At 68.7% G+C, this 17,655-nt stretch carries 18 protein-coding genes and 1 riboswitch; of the genes, 4 read left to right on the top strand and 14 right to left on the bottom strand.

What is annotated here, in order from left to right:
- Position 1 precedes the first annotated feature (1 nt).
- On the bottom strand, positions 2-517 hold the full coding sequence (gene fabA, locus IB225_RS08560) for a 3-hydroxyacyl-[acyl-carrier-protein] dehydratase FabA (protein WP_192310741.1): 516 nt from the start codon (positions 515-517) through the stop codon (positions 2-4).
- Between the two features lie 213 nt (positions 518-730).
- On the opposite strand from fabA, the gene dinB reads away from it, so the two are divergent.
- Positions 731-1,804 (top strand): DNA polymerase IV, encoded by a 1,074-nt coding sequence (dinB, locus tag IB225_RS08555; protein ID WP_192310740.1) that lies wholly within the window; start codon positions 731-733, stop codon positions 1,802-1,804.
- A gap of 6 nt (positions 1,805-1,810) precedes the next feature.
- Here dinB and IB225_RS08550 read toward each other — a convergent pair whose 3' ends face one another.
- The 4 genes from IB225_RS08550 to IB225_RS08535 all read right to left on the bottom strand — a co-directional run bounded on the left by IB225_RS08550 (position 1,811) and on the right by IB225_RS08535 (position 5,307).
- Positions 1,811-2,104 carry a DUF2218 domain-containing protein gene (locus IB225_RS08550; RefSeq protein WP_192310739.1) on the bottom strand — a complete coding sequence of 98 codons (294 nt, stop codon included), beginning with the start codon at positions 2,102-2,104 and terminating at the stop codon, positions 1,811-1,813.
- A 106-nt stretch (positions 2,105-2,210) separates the two neighbouring features.
- Positions 2,211-4,094: a TonB-dependent vitamin B12 receptor gene (gene btuB / locus IB225_RS08545; RefSeq protein ID WP_192310738.1), complete on the bottom strand. Its 1,884-nt coding sequence runs from the start codon at positions 4,092-4,094 to the stop codon at positions 2,211-2,213.
- Between the two features lie 126 nt (positions 4,095-4,220).
- A riboswitch (cobalamin riboswitch) is annotated at positions 4,221-4,441 on the bottom strand.
- 15 nt (positions 4,442-4,456) lie between these two features.
- Positions 4,457-4,825 (bottom strand): TfoX/Sxy family protein, encoded by a 369-nt coding sequence (locus IB225_RS08540; protein WP_192310737.1) that lies wholly within the window; start codon positions 4,823-4,825, stop codon positions 4,457-4,459.
- Positions 4,822-5,307: a GAF domain-containing protein gene (locus tag IB225_RS08535; protein ID WP_192310736.1), complete on the bottom strand. Its 486-nt coding sequence runs from the start codon at positions 5,305-5,307 to the stop codon at positions 4,822-4,824. The genes IB225_RS08540 and IB225_RS08535 overlap by 4 nt, the downstream gene beginning before the upstream one ends.
- 88 nt (positions 5,308-5,395) lie before the next feature.
- Between IB225_RS08535 and IB225_RS08530 the strand changes: the two genes are divergently transcribed.
- Together IB225_RS08530 and bioD are read left to right on the top strand one after the other, a co-directional pair.
- Positions 5,396-6,121: a TMEM175 family protein gene (locus tag IB225_RS08530; protein WP_192310735.1), complete on the top strand. Its 726-nt coding sequence runs from the start codon at positions 5,396-5,398 to the stop codon at positions 6,119-6,121.
- 4 nt (positions 6,122-6,125) lie between these two features.
- Complete coding sequence (gene bioD, locus IB225_RS08525; protein WP_225583340.1) at positions 6,126-6,791, top strand: dethiobiotin synthase; 666 nt, start codon at positions 6,126-6,128, stop codon at positions 6,789-6,791.
- Positions 6,792-6,904: 113 nt separating this feature from the next.
- Here bioD and IB225_RS08520 read toward each other — a convergent pair whose 3' ends face one another.
- The 3 genes from IB225_RS08520 to IB225_RS08510 all read right to left on the bottom strand — a co-directional run bounded on the left by IB225_RS08520 (position 6,905) and on the right by IB225_RS08510 (position 9,240).
- The gene (locus tag IB225_RS08520) at positions 6,905-7,297 is read right to left on the bottom strand and encodes a phasin family protein (protein ID WP_162338103.1); all 393 of its coding nucleotides are present in this window, start codon (positions 7,295-7,297) and stop codon (positions 6,905-6,907) included.
- Positions 7,298-7,452: 155 nt separating this feature from the next.
- Positions 7,453-7,809, bottom strand: coding sequence for a 6-carboxytetrahydropterin synthase QueD (queD, locus tag IB225_RS08515; RefSeq protein ID WP_192310733.1), 357 nt, complete (start codon positions 7,807-7,809; stop codon positions 7,453-7,455).
- A gap of 63 nt (positions 7,810-7,872) precedes the next feature.
- Positions 7,873-9,240, bottom strand: a complete 1,368-nt coding sequence (locus tag IB225_RS08510; RefSeq protein WP_192310732.1) for a DEAD/DEAH box helicase — start codon at positions 9,238-9,240, stop codon at positions 7,873-7,875.
- 400 nt (positions 9,241-9,640) lie between these two features.
- Here IB225_RS08510 and IB225_RS08505 point away from each other — a divergent pair, with 400 nt between their 5' ends.
- Positions 9,641-10,405: a Crp/Fnr family transcriptional regulator gene (locus IB225_RS08505; protein ID WP_192310731.1), complete on the top strand. Its 765-nt coding sequence runs from the start codon at positions 9,641-9,643 to the stop codon at positions 10,403-10,405.
- Between the two features lie 97 nt (positions 10,406-10,502).
- Here the strand turns inward: IB225_RS08505 and cydC are convergent, their stop codons facing one another.
- The 6 genes from cydC to IB225_RS08475 are packed head-to-tail and all read right to left on the bottom strand — an operon-like array spanning position 10,503 to position 17,653.
- Positions 10,503-12,176 (bottom strand): thiol reductant ABC exporter subunit CydC, encoded by a 1,674-nt coding sequence (cydC, locus tag IB225_RS08500; RefSeq protein WP_192310730.1) that lies wholly within the window; start codon positions 12,174-12,176, stop codon positions 10,503-10,505.
- On the bottom strand, positions 12,173-13,867 hold the full coding sequence (gene cydD, locus IB225_RS08495) for a thiol reductant ABC exporter subunit CydD (protein WP_192310729.1): 1,695 nt from the start codon (positions 13,865-13,867) through the stop codon (positions 12,173-12,175). Before cydD ends, cydC begins: the two co-directional genes overlap by 4 nt.
- The gene (locus IB225_RS08490) at positions 13,864-14,589 is read right to left on the bottom strand and encodes a sulfite exporter TauE/SafE family protein (protein ID WP_192310728.1); all 726 of its coding nucleotides are present in this window, start codon (positions 14,587-14,589) and stop codon (positions 13,864-13,866) included. The genes cydD and IB225_RS08490 overlap by 4 nt, the downstream gene beginning before the upstream one ends.
- The gene (ccoS, locus tag IB225_RS08485; protein ID WP_192310727.1) at positions 14,579-14,764 is read right to left on the bottom strand and encodes a cbb3-type cytochrome oxidase assembly protein CcoS; all 186 of its coding nucleotides are present in this window, start codon (positions 14,762-14,764) and stop codon (positions 14,579-14,581) included. The genes IB225_RS08490 and ccoS overlap by 11 nt, the downstream gene beginning before the upstream one ends.
- Positions 14,761-17,133 carry a heavy metal translocating P-type ATPase gene (locus IB225_RS08480; protein ID WP_192310726.1) on the bottom strand — a complete coding sequence of 791 codons (2,373 nt, stop codon included), beginning with the start codon at positions 17,131-17,133 and terminating at the stop codon, positions 14,761-14,763. Before IB225_RS08480 ends, ccoS begins: the two co-directional genes overlap by 4 nt.
- A gap of 7 nt (positions 17,134-17,140) precedes the next feature.
- On the bottom strand, positions 17,141-17,653 hold the full coding sequence (locus tag IB225_RS08475) for a FixH family protein (RefSeq protein ID WP_192310725.1): 513 nt from the start codon (positions 17,651-17,653) through the stop codon (positions 17,141-17,143).
- Between the last annotated feature and the right edge of the window lie 2 nt (positions 17,654-17,655).

Raw genomic sequence — 17,655 nt, 5'->3', positions numbered from 1 at the left:
GTCAGAAATTCTCCGTCGAGGTAAACAGACCCACGCGCAGGTCGCGCGCGGTGTAGATCTCGCGGCCGTCCACCAGCATGCGGCCGTCGGCCACTGCCAGCACCAGCTTGCGGTTGATCACGCGGCTGATGTCGATCTCGTAGCTGACGCGTTTCGCGGTCGGCAATACCTGGCCGGTGAATTTCACTTCGCCCGAGCCAAGCGCGCGACCGCGACCGGGTGCACCGATCCAGGTCAGGAAGAAGCCGGTCAGCTGCCACATCGCATCCAGGCCCAGGCAGCCCGGCATCACCGGATCGCCGAGGAAGTGGCACTGGAAAAACCACAGGTCGGGGTGGATATCGAGTTCGGCGCGGATCATGCCCTTGCCATGCGCGCCACCGTCCTCGCGGATCTCGGTGATGCGGTCGAACATCAGCATCGGGTCGTTGGGCAGTCGGCCGCTGTCGGGGCCGAACAGTTCGCCGCGCGCGCTGGCCAGCAGCTGTTCGCGCGAGAAGGAAGCGGGGGCGTTCATTGCGTCGTCCGTTTTGCGAGGCGCAAATAATGCACACATGTGCATACGCTTGTCTTGATGCAAATCAAGCGGGTTTTTCCATACGCCTGCGTACCATCGACGAACTGCAATTGCGGCAAGGGTTTGGCGCACTTTGTCCGCGACTCCACACGCAGCCGTATCGTTTCTTCACGCATCCATGCGATCGCGTACGGCGGCCGATATCATCGCGTGATGCGCAAGATCATCCACATCGACATGGACGCGTTCTACGCGTCGGTGGAACAGCGCGACGATCCATCGCTGCGTGGGCGGCCGGTGGTCGTGGCATGGCGCGGTGAGCGTTCGGTGGTCTGCGCGGCCTCGTACGAGGCGCGCGTGTTCGGCGTGCGCTCGGCGATGCCGGCGGTGCGTGCGGAGCGGCTGTGTCCGCAGGCGGTGTTCGTGCCGCCCGACTTCATCCGCTACAAGGCCGTGTCGCGACAGGTGCGCGAGATCTTCCTGCGCCATACCGATCTGGTCGAACCCCTGTCGCTGGACGAGGCCTACCTCGACGTCACCGCGCCGAAGTCCGACCTGCCAACGGCCACCGCCGTCGCCGAAACGATCCGCGCGCAGATCCGCGAAGAGACGCAGCTGACCGCATCGGCGGGCGTGGCGCCGAACAAGTTCCTCGCCAAGATCGCGTCCGACTGGCGCAAGCCCGACGGCCAGTTCGTGCTGCGGCCGCACCAGGTGGAAGCATTCCTCACGCCGCTGCCCGTAGAGCGCATTCCCGGCGTGGGCAAGGTCATGCAGGGCAAGCTCAATGCGGACGGCATCCGCACCGTCGGCGATCTGCGCGAGCACTCGCAGCACGAGCTGGAAGCGCGCTACGGCAGCTTCGGCGGCAGCCTGTACCGGCGCGCGCGCGGCATCGACGAGCGGCCGGTGGAACCGGACCAGCCGGTGCAGTCGATCTCGTCCGAGGACACATTCGCCACTGATCTGCCCCTGTCCGAACTGGAGCCGCACATCGTTCGCATCGCGGAGAAGGCATGGCAGGCCAGCCGCAAGACCGAGCGTGTGGGCCGAACGGTGGTACTGAAGCTCAAGACATCGCAGTTCCGCATCCTGACGCGCAGCTTCACGCCGGAGTCGCCGCCGGCGTCGGCGCAGGAGTTCATCGACATCGCGCGGGCACTGCGCGAGCGCGTGGACCTGCCGGTCGCGACGCGTTATCGCCTGGTTGGCGTCGGGCTTTCCGGTTTCCGCGATCGTGAAGAGACCGTCGTGCAGGCCGGCCTGTTCGATCCGCAGGAAGCGTAGGCGCGCTCAGGCCGCCTGCCAGTCGAAGGCTAGGTCTTCGCTGCGCTCGAAACGGCGCAGGTGCGAGGCGATCACGTCCTGCAGGCGCGTGCGTGCTTCTGCATCGGGCGTGTACAGCGTGACCAGCAGCGCGTCGCCTTCCGCCGCAAAGTCAGCCGGGCCGAGGTCGCCGAACGGAATGCGGGCGTGGGCGTCGTCCGGGCGTTCGATCTCGAATTTGTGTCGCCAATGGTTGCACAGCGTGCGCAGCAGCTTGGCGGGATCGGTGGGAGCGACGGTGACGTGGGAAGCAGGTTGCATGGGAGGGGAATCGCGGGAGAAGGGACTTCCTGTGTACCTCCGCCCGCGGGCAACAAAAAGGCCGGCAACGGAACAGTCCATTGCCGGCCTTCTTCGTCCGTCCGAATCAGTCGCGCGCGCTGTAGCGCAGACTCAGGCCGTACTCGCGACCGGGCTGGTTGTACCAGGCGATCGTTTCGTACTCGCGGTCGAATACGTTGCTGGCGCGCGCCTGTACCGACCACTCGTCGGTGATGGCGTACTCCAGGCGCAGGTCCAGCGTGCCGTAGCCGGCCAGTCGGACGCTGTTGGCGGCGTTGTCGTAGCGGTGGCTAGCGCCGTAGCCGGTCACGCCAATGCGGAAGTCGCTGAACGCGCGGTCAACGTCGATGCGCGCGGTGTTTCGCGCGCGGCGTGCCAGCAGGTTGTCGTAGTTCAGGCCGGTCGTGTGGTTGCGCGGATCGGTGTGGCTGACCTGCGCGGCAATGTCGAAACCGGCCAACGTCACCGCGCCGGTCAGTTCGACGCCGCGGATGCGGGCTTCTTCGGTGTTCGCCGGCAGCCAGTTGATGTCCAGCGCAATCAGGTCCTCGATACGGGTCTCGTAGACGTTGACGCCCCAGTTCCACGCGTCGCCGTACTGCGCCAGGCCGATGTCGAGCGTCTTCGAACGCTCCGGCTCCAGCAGCGGATTCCCGGACCAGGGGTAGTAGAGGTCATTGAACGTCGGCGCCTTGAAGCCGGTGCCGGCATTGACCGTCAACTTGAAGCCGCTGCCGAAACCGAGGCCCCAACCCAGGTTGCCGGTCACGTGGTTGCCGAACTGGTCGTTATCGTCGTTGCGCACGCTGGCCTGCACCTGCTGCGCGCCGAAGCGGCCCTGGTACTCGACGAAGACGCCCGTGTTGTCACGGCTCTCGATCGGCGCCATTTGCCCATCGACGAAGGTCACCGTGCTGGTCACCTCGTCGCGCTGCCAGTCGGCGCCGGCGGTCAGCAGGTGCTGTTCGCCGAATGCGAAATCGCCCTGCAGCGATGCGGTGTCGCGACGGGTATCAAACGTGCTTACGAACGTGCGCGTGTCGTTGGCGACATCGGCGAAGTAGTTGTCCGACTTGTCGGAAGCACGGCCGACCTGCGCGGTGAGCGTGGTGGCGCCGGAAGGCTTCCACGTCAGCTTGCTGCCCAGCACCTGCTGCACGTTGTCGGCTTCGTTGCCGCCATAGATGCTGCCGTCGAATTCGTTAAAGGCGTCGGCGTTCAGCGCGTGGCCTTCCAGCGTCAGCGTATCGGTCAGCTTGTAGCCGGCGCGGACGTTGAGCGAGACGTTGCGGTAACCGTCGTCGTCCGGTTCGTCGGTGAAGCAGCCCTGGAACAGCGCGCCCGAGCCGCGGCAGGCGTTGATGCCGTCGGTCTCCTGGTACGCTGCGTTCGCGCCGATCCAGCCGCGCTCGCCGCCGTACGCGAAGCCGCCACTGGCCTCGCGCAGATTGTTGCTGCCGCCACCGATGCGCAGTTCACGCGACAGGCCCTGCGCTCCGCGACGGGTGAAGATCTGGATGACGCCGCCGATCGCTTCCGAGCCGTACAGGCTCGACCGCGGACCGCGCACGATTTCGATGCGCTCGATCTGGTCGACCGGCAAGTCCTGGAACGAGGCCAGGCCGGCGGTTGCCGAGCCGATGCGGATGCCATCGACCAGCACCAGCACGTGATCGGACTCGGTGCCGCGGATGTTGATGGTGCTCAGCTTGCCCAGGCCGCCCTGGTTGGTGAAGCCGATGCCGGCGCGGCCCTTGAGCAGATCGATCAGCGAGCGCGACTGGCTGCGCTCGATCTCCTCGCGGCCAATGACCTGCACCGGCGCCAGGCTGTCGCGCACGGCGACGTCGGTGCGCGTACCGGTGACGACGATCTCGTCCAGGTCGGTGGCTTCCTGCGCGCTTGCGACGAATGGCAGCGCCAGGGCGACCGCAGCGGCGAGAAGGGAAAGGGAATGACGGCTGTACATCGGACTCGACTCCATCGCGCGCCCCGCGCGCATTACTAGGCGTGGAGTTGCGGTGACGGAGAGGGAGCGTTGCGGACAGCGCAGCAGGCGAACGGCGGCGCGGCACGCCGCGACGCCCTCCGCATCGCAACCAGTGGACTTCCAGGCCGGTCTCCGGGCTTGCGAAGGTGTGCGCAATGCACGCTGCCGGGGCGCCTTCCCATGCGTGATCGCACAGTGGCCGATGCCGCGGTTGTCTTCGCCTACCGTTGCGGGGGCAGCGCCGGAATGCCGCCTGCGCGGGTCACCGGCTTCCCGTTTCAACCCCGGCAGGAATGCCGCGGGTCACCTGAAAGCGCGCGCAGTATACGGGATGGGGCGGATCAGTCGTCGCCGCGCGAATCGAACAGGTTCAACGATGGCCCCGTGTCTTCTTCACGCTCGGTGTGCGTGGTGGTCACCGGGCCGGCGGCGGGGCGGCCGCGCGGCGGGGGCAACAGGGCTGCGGCGGCGTCGTAAGCGACCAGCAGTTCACTGCGGCGATCTTCGGGCAGTTGCTGCCAGTGGCAGTCCAGCAGCGCGCCTTCCAGCGCGTAGAGCAGGTTGAGGCTGGGGCGGAACCCCGCGCGCTTCACCCGGATGAAGGCCTCGACCGCGCCCACGCCCTCCAGGTCCTCCTGCGTACGCAGGCCCACCTGGCGGAGCCAGGCGGCGGACTTGGGGCCGATGTTGCGCAGCTTGGTGCCTGTCATGTCAGCGAATCCACGAAGATGGCGGCGATGCGTTCCATGCCCGCCTGGTCGTCGGCATCGAAGCGCGCCAGGCGTGGGCTGTCCAGGTCGAGCACACCGACCAGTTCGTCCCCTTTCACCAGCGGGACCACCAGTTCCGAGCGGGAAGCCGAATCGCAGGCGATGTGTCCCGGGAAGGCTTCCACATCGTCCACGCGCTGGGTCTGGCGGGTGCGTGCGGCGGCTCCGCAGACCCCCTTGTCCAACGGGATCCGCACGCAGGCTGGTAGTCCTTGGAACGGACCGACCACCAATTCCCGGCCATCGAAGAAGTAGAAACCCGCCCAGTTGAAGTCGGGCAGGGCGTGGTACAGCAGGGCCGACAGGTTGGCCGCGTTGGCGATGCGGTCGGGTTCACCGGCCAGCAGGGCACGGGCCTGTTCGGCCAGCTGTGCGTATTGTTCCGGCTTGCTGCCGGTCAGCGTTTGGGAGGCGAATGACATGGCTCGATTCTACTCCCCGTGCCTGTTGGGCGGCCCGATATGATGTGTCGCAAAAGCAGCCCTGAACGGGCCACGGGGGAGTGCCGGCATGGGCGATGACGACGCGGTAGCAGGGTGGCGCGGCCACGGCGTGACGCGGCTGGAAGCATTCGTTGATGCCGCCTTCGCGTTCGCGGTCACCCTGCTGGTGATCTCGGTCGAGCGCATTCCCGACAGCATGGCCGGTCTGCTGCAGGCGTTGAAGAACGTCCCCGCCTTCGCGGCGAGTTTCGCGATGGTGGCGATGTTCTGGTACGCCCACGTGCGCTGGAGTCGCCGCTATCGCCTGGGCAGCGTGCCGGCGACGCTGCTGAGCCTGCTGCTGGTGTTCCTGGTGCTGGTCTACGTGTATCCGCTGCGGCTGCTGCTGGGTACCTTCTTCGGCTGGATCACGGGCGGCTGGCTGCCGATGCCGCTGTCCGATGCGAACGGGCCGCGTCCGCTGGCCTTCATGTTCGTCTTCTACGGGCTGGCGTTCGCGTCCATGTCCGCCTGCATCGGTGGCCTGTATGTGCTGGCGTGGCGTGCGCGCCGCCGGCTGGGTCTTGATGGCGACGCTGCGTCCAACGCGGCGGGTGAAGTGGCTTCGCATGCCTACTTCGTGTTCGTCAGTCTGGTCTCGGTGTTGATCGCGCTGCTGCTGAGCGATCAATCCCGGTCGTGGCAGGTCGCGCTGCCGGGCTGCGTGTACTTCCTGCTGTCGTTCGCGGGGCTCGTGCACGTGCGCGGGCGACGCTGGGGCGCCTGGCGCTGGCCGGAGCGTACGGATGGATAGGGCGATGGACCGGCTGTTCGTCACCGGCACCGATACCGGCGTTGGCAAGACGGTGGCCAGCGCAGCGCTGCTGCATGCGTTCCGTGGGCGCGGGCTGCGTGCCGTCGGCATGAAGCCGGTCGCCAGCGGTTGCTTGGCGACGCCGGACGGCTGGCGCAACGACGATGCGCTGGCGTTGCAGGCGGCAAGCGATCCCGTACCGCCTTACGACGACCTCAATCCTTATGCGCTGCCCGCCCCGCTGGCGCCGGAGATCGCGGCGCGCGATGCCGGCATGGACGTGCAACTCGGCGTACTGATCTCGGCGTTCGAGCGGTTGCACCCGCTGGCCGACCTGGTGCTCGTGGAAGGTGTCGGGGGCTGGGCGGCGCCGCTGACCGCGACGCTGGATCAGCGACACCTGGCGCAGGAGCTGCGCCTGCCGGTGGTGCTGGTCGTCGGTATGCGGCTGGGCTGCATCAACCATGCGCGCCTCAGTGCGCGCGCCATCCAGGACGACGGTGCGCGGCTGGTGGGCTGGATCGCGAACGAAGTGGATCCGGATATGGAGCGCCGCGACGAGAACTTCGCGCTGCTGTCGGCGCGCATGCCGGTGCCATGCTGGGGGCGCCTGCCGCATGCGCCCGATGGCGATGCACGTGCGATGGCCAAGCACCTCTCGGTGCCCTGACGCCGATCACGCGCAATAAAAAACCCGGCAGCGTGGGGGCTGCCGGGTCGGTCTGCGCGGAGGGAGGGGGAACCGCGCAATAAACGGTGAACCGCTGCTCTCGTGAGCGGGCCTTACTTGCCCTTGGCGGCCTTGGTCGCCTTGGCCACGGAGGCCTGGACGTTGTCGGTCGCGGTCTCGAACTGCGTCTTCACCAGCTGGCCGAAGGCTTCACCGGTCTTGAGGCTCAGGCCGAACACTTCCTGGCTGGCGGCGACGACGCGCTCGGCGTTGTCCTTGGCGACCTGCAGGCCCTTCGGCCACAGGGTCTTGTAACCGTCCAGGTCGCGAGTCTCGGCCAGCTCGCCGAAGAAGGCGGTGGTGGCGTCGACGTTCTTTTCGAAGGTCTTCAGCTGCACGCCGAACACGGTCTCGGCGCTTTCCAGGGCCAGGCGGTTGGCGCGCGAGGCAGCGGCGGCGAACTGGTGCGTGAACTGGCTGAAGCTTTCGTTGAATTGCGTGGTCATGGCGTGCTCCTGAAAAGGGATTTCCATCTGTTGCGACGCAGCATAAACCTGTCCATGTTGCAGTGCAATAACGGGCGTATGGAAATCCGACGAACGGTCAGGAGCCGTTAAAAATCAAACGCTTGTATGGCCCGGAATGAAACCGGTTCCAGCCCTCAGCTGCCGGAATAGCGGCAGCCCGAGGTGCAGGTTTCGTGCACCACGACGGTGCTCAGCAGGGGCAGCGCCGGCTTGGTCTGGTCCCAGATCCATTTCGCCAGCTGCTCGCTGGTCGGGTTTTCCAGGCCGGGGATGTCGTTGAGATAGTGGTGGTCCAGCCGGTCGTAGATCGGCTTGAAGGCGGCCTTCACGTCGGCGAAGTCCATCACCCAGCCGGCCTGCGGATCGACCGGACCGGACAGGTGCAGCTCGATGCGGAACGAGTGGCCATGCAGGCGCGCGCACTTGTGGCCTTCCGGCACGTGCGGCAGGCGGTGCGCGGCTTCCACGGTGAAGACCTTGAAGATGTCCATGCGTCGTTTTCCGGATCGTTGGAGCGCGCGGCGCCACTGAGGACGCCGCGCGCAGGTTGTTGCTTAGCGGGCGGGGCGGGACTGGCCCTGGCGGGCGCCGCCAGACCGGCCGCCGTCGCGACGCTGTCCGCCACCATGCTTCTTCGGGCCGGCGTGGGCGTGGCGCGGGGCGTCGCCGTGCGGACGACGGGCGTGCTTGTGGCCGCCGTTGTTGCGACGGGGCGTGCGTTCGCCGCCCGGCTGCTCGGCCTTGCCCGGCGCGCTGTTGCCCCAGCGGATCGGGGTCTGCAGCTCGAAGCCCGGCACGTCGCGGATGTCCATGTCGCGGTTGAGCAGGCGCACGATCGCACGCAGGTACTTCGCTTCGTCCTGCGCCACCAGCGAGATCGCCTGGCCGGTCGAGCCGTTGCGGCCGGTGCGGCCGATGCGGTGCACGTAGTCTTCGGCCACCATCGGCAGGTCGAAGTTGATCACCTGCGGCAGCTGGTCGATGTCGATGCCGCGCGCGGCGATGTCGGTGGCGACCAGCACGTTGATGCGACCGGCCTTGAAGTCGCTCAGCGCGCGCTGGCGCGCACCCTGCGACTTGTTGCCGTGGATCGCGGCGGTCTTGATGCCGCTCTTCTCCAGGAACGTCGCCAGCTTGTCGCTGCCGTGCTTGGTGCGGGCGAACACCAGCGTCTGCAGGCGGCTGTCCTGCGCCAGCAGGTGCAGCAGCAGGTCGCGCTTGCGGCTGCCGTCGACCGGGTGCACGCGGTGGGTGATGGTCTCGGCGACGGTGTTGCGCGGGGTCACCTGGATCTGCTTCGGATCGTGCATGAACTCCAGCGCCAGCTCGCGGATCGGGTCGGCGAAGGTGGCGGAGAACAGCATGGTCTGGCGGTTCTGGCGCGGCAGCTTGGCCAGGATGCGCTTGATCGACGGCAGGAAGCCCATGTCGAGCATGCGGTCGGCTTCGTCCAGCACCAGCACTTCAATGCCGGACAGATCCACGCTGCGGCGCTCGAGGTGGTCGATCAGGCGGCCCGGGCAGGCGATCACCAGGTCCACACCACGGCGCAGTGCGTCCAGCTGGTTGCCCATGCCGACGCCGCCGTAGATGGTGGTGCTGGGGATGCGCAGGTACTTGCCGTAACCACGCAGGCTGTCGTGCACCTGCACGGCCAGTTCACGCGTGGGGGTCAGCACCAGCGCGCGCGGCTTGCGCGGTCCGCCGCGCTGCACTTCCTGGGGGGTGGTGGCCAGGTACTGGATCAGCGGCAGGCCGAACGCGGCGGTCTTGCCGGTGCCGGTCTGCGCGCCGGCCAGCAGGTCGTGGCCGGCCAGGGCCAGCGGGATGGCCTGTTCCTGGATGGGGGTGGGCTGGGTGTAGCCCTGTTCGTCCAGCGCGCGCAGCAGGGCGGGCGCCAGGCCAAGGTTTTCAAAACTCATGTGGAAGCTCCAATACCGGCCGGCCGACCACGCGCGCGACGCCTGCACCCTGGGGTGCGGCAACGTACGACACGCGGAATGCGGTAAGACCGTGACTCGAAGCGTTCCCTGAAACCGCGCTGCGAGAGGGGGTGCGGAGCCGCCAACGCGGCGGATCCGGGCTTGCGCAACGAAAGAAGTCGGAGCGGGGCGGGCGCGGGAACTCGCGGGGAATTCCCTGCGCCGGCGGACCATTGGGGAAACGAACGGCCGCTGGCAAGCGGCGCGCACTGTAACCGAATCCGGGCCTGAATGGGGGAATCGACGCTGAAAGTCGGGTCTGCGACCAATTGTCGCAGTGCCGTAATAGCGGTTTTCGCGGGCGTATCATCCCCTTCGAAGACCTACGTAGCCGACCGCCATGAGCCTTCGCATTCTCCGCCAGAACGACGCTCCGGTGCGCCCTGCGCCCGCCGATGGCGTGGTGTGCCAGGCCGCCCGCGGGTGCAGCGGCTGCCTGGTACGGCATCTGGCGGTCTGCGCCGCCCTGCCGGTGTCCAAGGCCCACGCGATGGAGTCCCTGGCCGACGACGTCCGGCTGAAGGCGGCCGAGGCGCTGGTCCGCGAGGGCGAACCGCGGCGGGGCGTGTTCACCGTCACCAAGGGCGCGCTGCGCCGCATCCGGCTGTTGCCGGACGGCCGCCGGCTGGTGGCCGGGTTCCTGATGCCGGGCGACTTCATCGGCTTCTCGGGCACTTCGCACTACAAGCACACCATCGAGGCGATCACCGACAGCACGCTGTGCGAGTTCTCGATGGCCGACATGCGCGGCCTCTGCAACGACCACCCCGAGCTGGAGCGCGAACTGCTCGAACGCGCTTGCGTGGAGCTGGACGCGACCCGCGGCAATTTGATGGCGCTGGCGCGCCTGAATCCGATGGAGCGGTTGGCCGGCTTCCTGGTCGACATGGCGCAGCGTCGCCAGCGCCAGGGCCAGGACGCCACCGAAGTGATCCTGCCGATGACGCGCACCGACATCGCCGACTATCTGGGCCTGACCGTGGAAACCGTCAGCCGCAGCTTCACCCGCCTGCGCCAGGAAGGCAGCATCGCCACCGACGACCCGCACCACGTGCGACTGCTCGATCGCAAGCGGTTGGATGCGTTGGCTGAGGCGCGCGCCTGAAGCGGGGGATGTCTCCTGTGGGAGCGACGCAAGTCGCAATGACCTACCGGTAAAGCCTCATCGCGACTTGCGTCGCTCCCACACCAGCCGGAAGCGCTCACTCCTTCAGCAGCTTCCCGTCGCGTAACCGGTAGCGTGTATCCACCACGCCGTCCGGCAAAACCGCATGGCTGATGATCAGTACGCTGCGACCTTCGCTGGCCTCGGCGACGTCCCGCATCAGCGCATCGGCGGTGTCCTGGTCCAGGCCTTCGGTGGGTTCATCAAGCAGCAGTAGCGGCGCATCACGCAGCAGGGCGCGTGCGAGTGCCAGTCGGCGCGACTGACCGGCGGACAAGGTCGCGCCGTTTTCGCCTACCCAGGTGTCCAGGCCGGTATCGCGGAAGCGGTCATCCAGTTTCACCTGCGCCAGCGCCTGCCACAGGCGTGCATCGTCGGCCCCAGGATCGCCTAGCAACAGGTTCTCGCGCACGCTACCGGAGAACACGGGCGCGTCCTGCGGCAGCCACGCGAGGCGGGCATGCCATTGCACCGGATCCAGTGCCCTCAGATCCTCGCCGGCGAAGGACACCGTGCCGTGTTGCGGTGTCACCAGACCGAGGACGAGGGCCAGCAGTGACGACTTCCCTTCGCCGCTGTCTCCGGTGACCAGCACGCGCTCGCCGGGCGCGACGTGGAGGCAGGCGCCGTCGAGCACCCGGCGCGTTGTGCCGTTCCAGGCGAATGCGACGTCCTGTAGTTGCAGTGCGCCACTTACGGCGGGCGTGTGCGTGCCGACTTCATGATGGCCCGGGACGGGAAACTCAACCACGGCCTGCAGTCGTTGCGCAGCGACCGCCGCCGCACGCCATGCCTGCCACGCAGGTGCAATGGCAGCGCAGGCTTCCAGCACGGCGACCGTCATGAAGAACAGACCGCCCGCGGCAGCGGCGCTGATACGTTCCGCATGGACACCCGACAACAGGACCCACAGCATCGTCGGCAGTGCGAACGCAACGACGACGCCATGCGCCGCGGTCGCCAGCGCGAGCCTTTGCTTGCGTCGATCTTCCCAGTGTGCGATACCGCGGCTGCGGCCGTCGAGCGCCGCCAGCCACGCGATCGTCGCGTCCATCGCCACGAGATCCTGCTGGCCCTCGATGCCTTCCTGCACGGTGGCGCGCAGATGTGTCCGCGCCTCCGCGCGCTCGTCTTCCAGTGCGGCCACGCTGCGCGCGGCCAGCCACGGCGCCAGTGCGGCGATCAGTGCCAGCGCCATCAGCAGCACGATGCCGGCGAGCGGCAGGACCGCCATCGCGATCACGGTCGCCAGCAGGCACAGCGACAGCAGCGCCAGCAATGGGCCGATCGCGCGTACCAGCAGGCCGTCGACCGCGTCGATGTCGGCCATCAGCCGCGCCATCAGCTCGCCGATGCGGAAGCGGCCCAGTCGTAGCGGCGCCAGCGGCAGCGCGCGCTGGAAGAACCAGGCGCGCAGGTCGCGTGCGATCCGCAGCGTTACGTCGTGGCCGAACAGCTTCTCGCCGTAGCGCGACAGGATGCGCACGAAGGTCAGTGCGCGGATACCGGCGGACGGGCCGAAGAAGTTGAAGCCGATCGCGGCAGAGCCGGCCAGCGCAGCGGCGGTGAGGAAATGCCCGGACAGGCCGAGCAGGGCGGTGCCGGCGAGCAGCGTCAGCAGCAGTAGACCGACGGCCAGCGCGATCCGTGGGCGATGCCGCGCCAGCACCTCGCGCAGCGTGGTTGCCTGATCGCTCCGGTGCGCGCTCATGGGTTCCCTCCGTCGACATACAGACGGCCTTCGCGCAATCGCCAGGTCTGCGGCAGTGCTGCCTGCGCCATCGGGCTGTGGGTCGCCATCAACAGCGCGCGTCCGCGCGCGAACTGCCGGATCGCCTGCAGCACGTCGGCCTCGGTATCGGGGTCGAGGAAGGCGGTGGGTTCGTCGAGCAGCAGCAGATCGGGATCGCGCAGGAACACGCGCGCCAGCGCCACGCGCCGCGCCTCGCCGCCGGACAGGCCGAAGCCACGCTCGCCGATCACCGTATCCAGTCCCTCGGGCAGGCGAGCAGCGAAGCGCATCACCTGTGCGGCCTCCGCGGCCTGCTCCAGCTCCGCATCGCTGGCCTCGGGCTGTGCCATGCGCAGGTTGTCGCGCAGGCTGCCGGCGAACAGGAAGGGGCGTTGCGGGGCGTAGCCGATGCGCAGGCCGGGCGCACGCTGCAGCGTGCCCGCCTGCGCGGGCAGCCAACCGGCCAGGGCTTCCAGCAGCGTGCTCTTGCCGTCGCCGCTGGCGCCGGTCAGCGCGACATGCTGGTCGCGCTGCAGGTCCAGCGTGACGTCGTGTAGCACGTCGCGCGCACCACCGGCATGACGTAGCGCAAGCCCATGCGTGCTGAGCAGCGTCGGCGTCGTGGCGGTAGAGATTTCCGTTACGGGGGTGTCGGAGACGTTCGGCGTATCGCCGTCCAGCACGATCGCAATCTCGTCCATCGCTGCCAGCGCCGCGGCGCGGTCGTGATAGTGCGTAGCCAGCTTCCGCAGCGGCGCGTAGAAATCCGGTGCCAGCAGCAGGCAGAACACGCCCGCGCCCAGCGTCAGCGGCGCGCCGCGCAGGTCGAGCATGCCCAGGTAGGTGAGACCCAGGTACAGCGCGATCATCGCGACGCTGAGCGAGGCGAAGAACTCCAGCACCGCCGACGACAGGAAGGCGATCCGCAACACACGCAGGCTGCGCACGCGCAGTTCCTCGGCGGCGGCACGGATGCCGTGCAGTTCCGCTTCGCCGCGCCCGTACAGGCGGATCAGGCCCAGGCCGCGCAGGCGATCGGCGAAGTGGCCACCCATGCGCGTCAGCGCCTGCAGTTGGCGCTGGCTGGCGGCCTGCGCGCCCCAACCGACCAGCATCATGAACACCGGTACCAGCGGCATCGTCAGCAGCAGCACCAGGCCGACCGTGCGGTCGACGAAGAACACCGCGAGCAGGATCGCCAGCGGCACGCCCACCACTTCGGCCCGCAGCGGAATAAAGCCGCCGAAGTAGCCTTCCAGCGCATCCACATGCGCGCCCATCCGCTCAGCCAGTGCGCCGCTCTGCTGCGCGCGCACCCAGACCGGGCCGCGCGCGACCAGTCCGCGCGCGAGACGGGCACGAGTGTCCACGCGGATCTGCTCGACGGCGCGGTCGGCGAGACGGCGACTGAGCCAGCCGATCACCGCGCGCAGCAGCAACGTCGCCAACAGTCCGCCGAGCAGCGGAAGCAATGAAGCGGGGGCGGCGCCTTCGACCAGGCCGCGCTGCACGCACCACGCGATCAGCGCTGCTTGCGGCACCAGCAGGACGCCTCCCAGTACCGCGAGCGCGCCGGCTGCGTTCAGTGGCGTGCGTGCCACGGCGCCAAGCGCATGAAGGCGAGCCTTCGCCGTGGTGCCCGCCGGCATGTTCGTGGCGCTGTCCGTCATGCCGGCAGTGGCTGGCAGCCGAGCGCGGCGAGGACGCCGTGCAGCGCGGGCTGCTGCATCAGCCACGGCGAGGCGATCGTGAGCAGACCGGCGAACAGCACGAAGCCGGCGGCCACGCGACGCACGGACGCGCGCTGCCAGTGACGACCCAGGCGTGCGCCGGACCACGTCAGCACCACCATCATCGGCAACGTGCCGAGGCCGAACATCGCCATCGTCAACGCCGCATCGCGTGCATTGGCTTGCAGCCATGCCACCGTCAGCAGGCTCAGGCTGAGTCCGCACGGCAGCCAGCCCCACAAGGCCCCGGCCACCAAACGGCGAGGCAGTGTGTCCGCCGGCAGCACGCGTGCATGCAGTGGGCGCAGCGCCTGCCAGACCTTCGCGCCCGGACGGGCGAGGACGTCGAGACGACCGCGCTGGTCGAGCAGGCGCAGTGCCAGCACGACCAACGCCAGCCCGACGCCGATGCGCATCGCGAGGACTGCGGTTTCGTGCCGCGCCAGTGACAGCAGGCCACTCCCCAACGCGCCGACCAGCGCACCCGCCGGTACATAACCGCCAACGCGTCCAAGATTCAGCTGCAGCGCACTGCCCCAGCCTTGACGGGCGGACGCCGCAGAGAAGCCGGTGGCGATGCCGCCGCACATCACCGCGCAATGCGTGCTGCCCACCAGGCCGGCCAGCAGCGCCGCGAGCAGCACCGGAACGTCAGGGGCCATCGTTGGCTTCGCGCGTGCGCGGGGCACGTGGTGTGGCCGGCGCGTCGTCGAGGATGTCGAGCGCCGGGGTGTCGAGATCGTCGAACTGGCCTTTCCGCACCGCCCACGCGAACGCGGCGATGGCCAGGGCCAACAGGACCAGGCTGATCGGCAACAGCATCAGCAGGATGTTCATGCCGTCGTCTCCGTGGAGATGCGCGCCAGGCGGAGCGCATTGAGGGTCACCACCAGCGAGGATACCGCCATGCCCAGCGCCGCGATCCACGGCGTGACCAGGCCGGCCGCCGCCAGCGGCACGGCGAGCAGGTTGTAGCCGGCGGACCAGGCGAGGTTCTGCTTCACCAGTCGGCGCGACAGGCGCGCGATACGCACGGCATCGGCGATGCGCAACAGCGACGGACCCGTGGCGACGAGATCCGCCGCCCGCTGGGCCAGCGGTGCGCCTTCGCCCATTGCGATCGAGACGTCGGCGCCCGCCAGCACCGGCGCATCGTTCAGGCCGTCGCCGACCATTGCGACGATGCGGCCTTCGGATTGCAGCTGGCGCACGCGCTTCAGTTTGTCTTCCGGCGATTGGCGGGCGAGCGTCGACGCGATGCCGAGCGCCTGCGCCAGCCGTTGCACCGCGCCGTCGCCGTCGCCGCTGGCAAGATGGACCTGTATGCCTTGCGCGCGCAGCGCCGCAATCGTCGCGGCGGCATCGTCGCGCGGCCTCTCGTCAAGGGTGAAGCGCGCTATGCCGCATGTGCCGTCGCCCAGCCACAGCGCGCCATCATCCTCGCGACCCGCGGCCCAGTCGCCGCGTCCGAATCGCCAGGGGCGTCCGTCGATCTCGCCTTCCACGCCCAGTCCAGGATGCGTCACCACGTTGTCGGCCGTGATGGGTACGTCGATATCGGCGAACGCGGTTGCGATCGGATGGCCGCTGTCCTTCTCCAGCGCCGCGACCACGCGCGTGGCGGCGTCCGCCTCCAGCCCGTCGAATACCTCCACGGCGACCCGGGCCGGACGGCCATCGCTGAGCGTGCCGGTCTTGTCGAACACCACGTCGGTGGCGCGCGCTAGCGTGTCCAGCGCTTCCGGGCGCGTGGCCAGCACGCCGCAACGCGCCAGCGCGCCATGCGCGGCGGCGAGTACCGCCGGCACCGACAGCGACAGCGCGCACGGACAGCTGATCACCAGCAGCGCGAGCGTCACCTCGAACGCGCGCTCGGGCTGGTAGACCCGCCAGCCCGCGTAGACACACACCGCCAGCACCAGCAGGGACACCACGAAATGCCGGCCCACGCGGTCGGCGACGCGCGCCAGCGGTGGCCGATGACCCTGCGCGCGATCGACCAGTTCGGCCAGCTGCGACAAGCGTGTCGACGCACCGGTGGCGGTCACGCGCAGGCGCGCGGGCCGTTCGCGGCATGTGGTGCCTGCGTAGACGGTCTCGCCGGCATGACGACGCACCGGGCGGGATTCGCCGGTCAGCAGCGCTTCCTCGAAGTCCGCCGCGCCATCAAGCAGCACGCCATCCGCCGGCACGCCGTCGCCGGCGGACACGCAGACGATGTCGTTGGTCCGCAGTGCCGACGGCGGCACCGACTCGCGCGTGCCATCGTCGCGTTCGCGGATCGCGAACACCGGCTGCGCCCGCGCCAGCGCGTCGACCTGTGCGGTGGCGACGTTGCGCGCGCGCTGTTCCAGCATGCGCGCTGCCAGCAGCAGGAACACGAACATCACCGCCGCGTCGTACCAGACATGCGTGCCGCCCCGGATCGTCTCGACCAGGCTGGCGACGTAGGCGAGCAGGGTGGAACTGGCGATCAGCGTGTCCATACCTACATGGCGTGTGCGCAGTTCGCGGGCCATCCCGGCGAGGAACGGCCAGCCGCTGTAGAACACCACCGGCGTGCTGACCAGGAACGTCAGCCAGCGGAACAGGTCGCGTGTCGGCAGCGGCATGGTCGCGTTGACGTCCAGGTACAACGCTTCGGCCAGCATCATGGCCTGCAGCGAACCGAGTCCCGCCACGCCGAGCCGCAGCAGCCAGCGGCGGCGTTCGGACAGGCGCGCCTGTTCGCGCGCATCGCCGGTGGCGAGATACGGGCGGTAGCCGAGCATCGCCAGCCGGTGCAGCAGGGCGGACAGCGGCGTGCGTGCGGGATCCCAGGCGATGCGGATGCGACCGGTGACGGCGTTGGCGGTGGTGTCGAGCACGCCGGTCTCGCGGGCGAGGGCGCGGTCGATCAGCCAGGCGCAGGCGGCGCAGCGCATGCCGTCGGTCAGCAGCACGATCTCGCGGCCGCCTTCGATTACGCGGCTGTGTTCGTCCAGCAGATCGGCGCGGTCCCAGCTCTCCAGGTCCAGGCGATCGGCCTGCACCCGGTTCGCGCTTGCGCTGCGCAGGCGGTAGTAACTGCCGAGGTCGGCATCTTCGATCCACGCCGCGGCGGCGGCACAGCCTTCGCAGCAGAACGCGTGCTCGCCCACGACCACCGGGTGTCCACCGGCGACGGGCTCACCGCAGTGATGGCAGCACACCACGGGCGCGTCCATGGCGGACTCAGCCGTCCCCGACCGCGGGCGCCAGGCGCGAGGCCTGCGTGTCTTTCTGCAGGCGACCGCGGATACGCCAATGGTTGTTCTCGGGCGCCAGCTGCACATTCCAGTCGTGCCGCGTGTCGATCTCGGCGGACGCGGTCCAGCCGGTGGTCGTGAGCGCCAGCGGCAGGCGCAGGTCCTGCGCGGCTTCGGTCGGGTGGGTCATGACCAGCACCAGCCCGGCATCGCGTTCGAACTCGCCGGTCACCGCGGTCAGTTCCACGTGGTCGGGGCGGACCTGCACGATGGCGCTCAGCCTGCGCTGCGCGGCGCGTTCGTCGGGGCCCAGGTCGGTGGTCTGGATCTGCGAGACGCGCTGCACGTCGTCGATGACGGCGTCGGCGCCACCGGCACGCACGGCGGTCACCACCAGCCCGACGCCGGCGACGATGGAGGCGAGCGGCAGACCCCAGACGAGCCACACCATCGGTTCTTTCCAGAACGGGCGGCCTTGGGCGACGGAAGCGGATTTCATGG

The sequence above is a fragment of the Pseudoxanthomonas sp. PXM02 genome (assembly GCF_014851805.1).
GTDB lineage: Bacteria > Pseudomonadota > Gammaproteobacteria > Xanthomonadales > Xanthomonadaceae > Pseudoxanthomonas_A.
The sequence above is the reverse complement of the archived record's forward strand: the minus strand, read 5'-3'. Positions and strand labels throughout refer to the sequence as shown.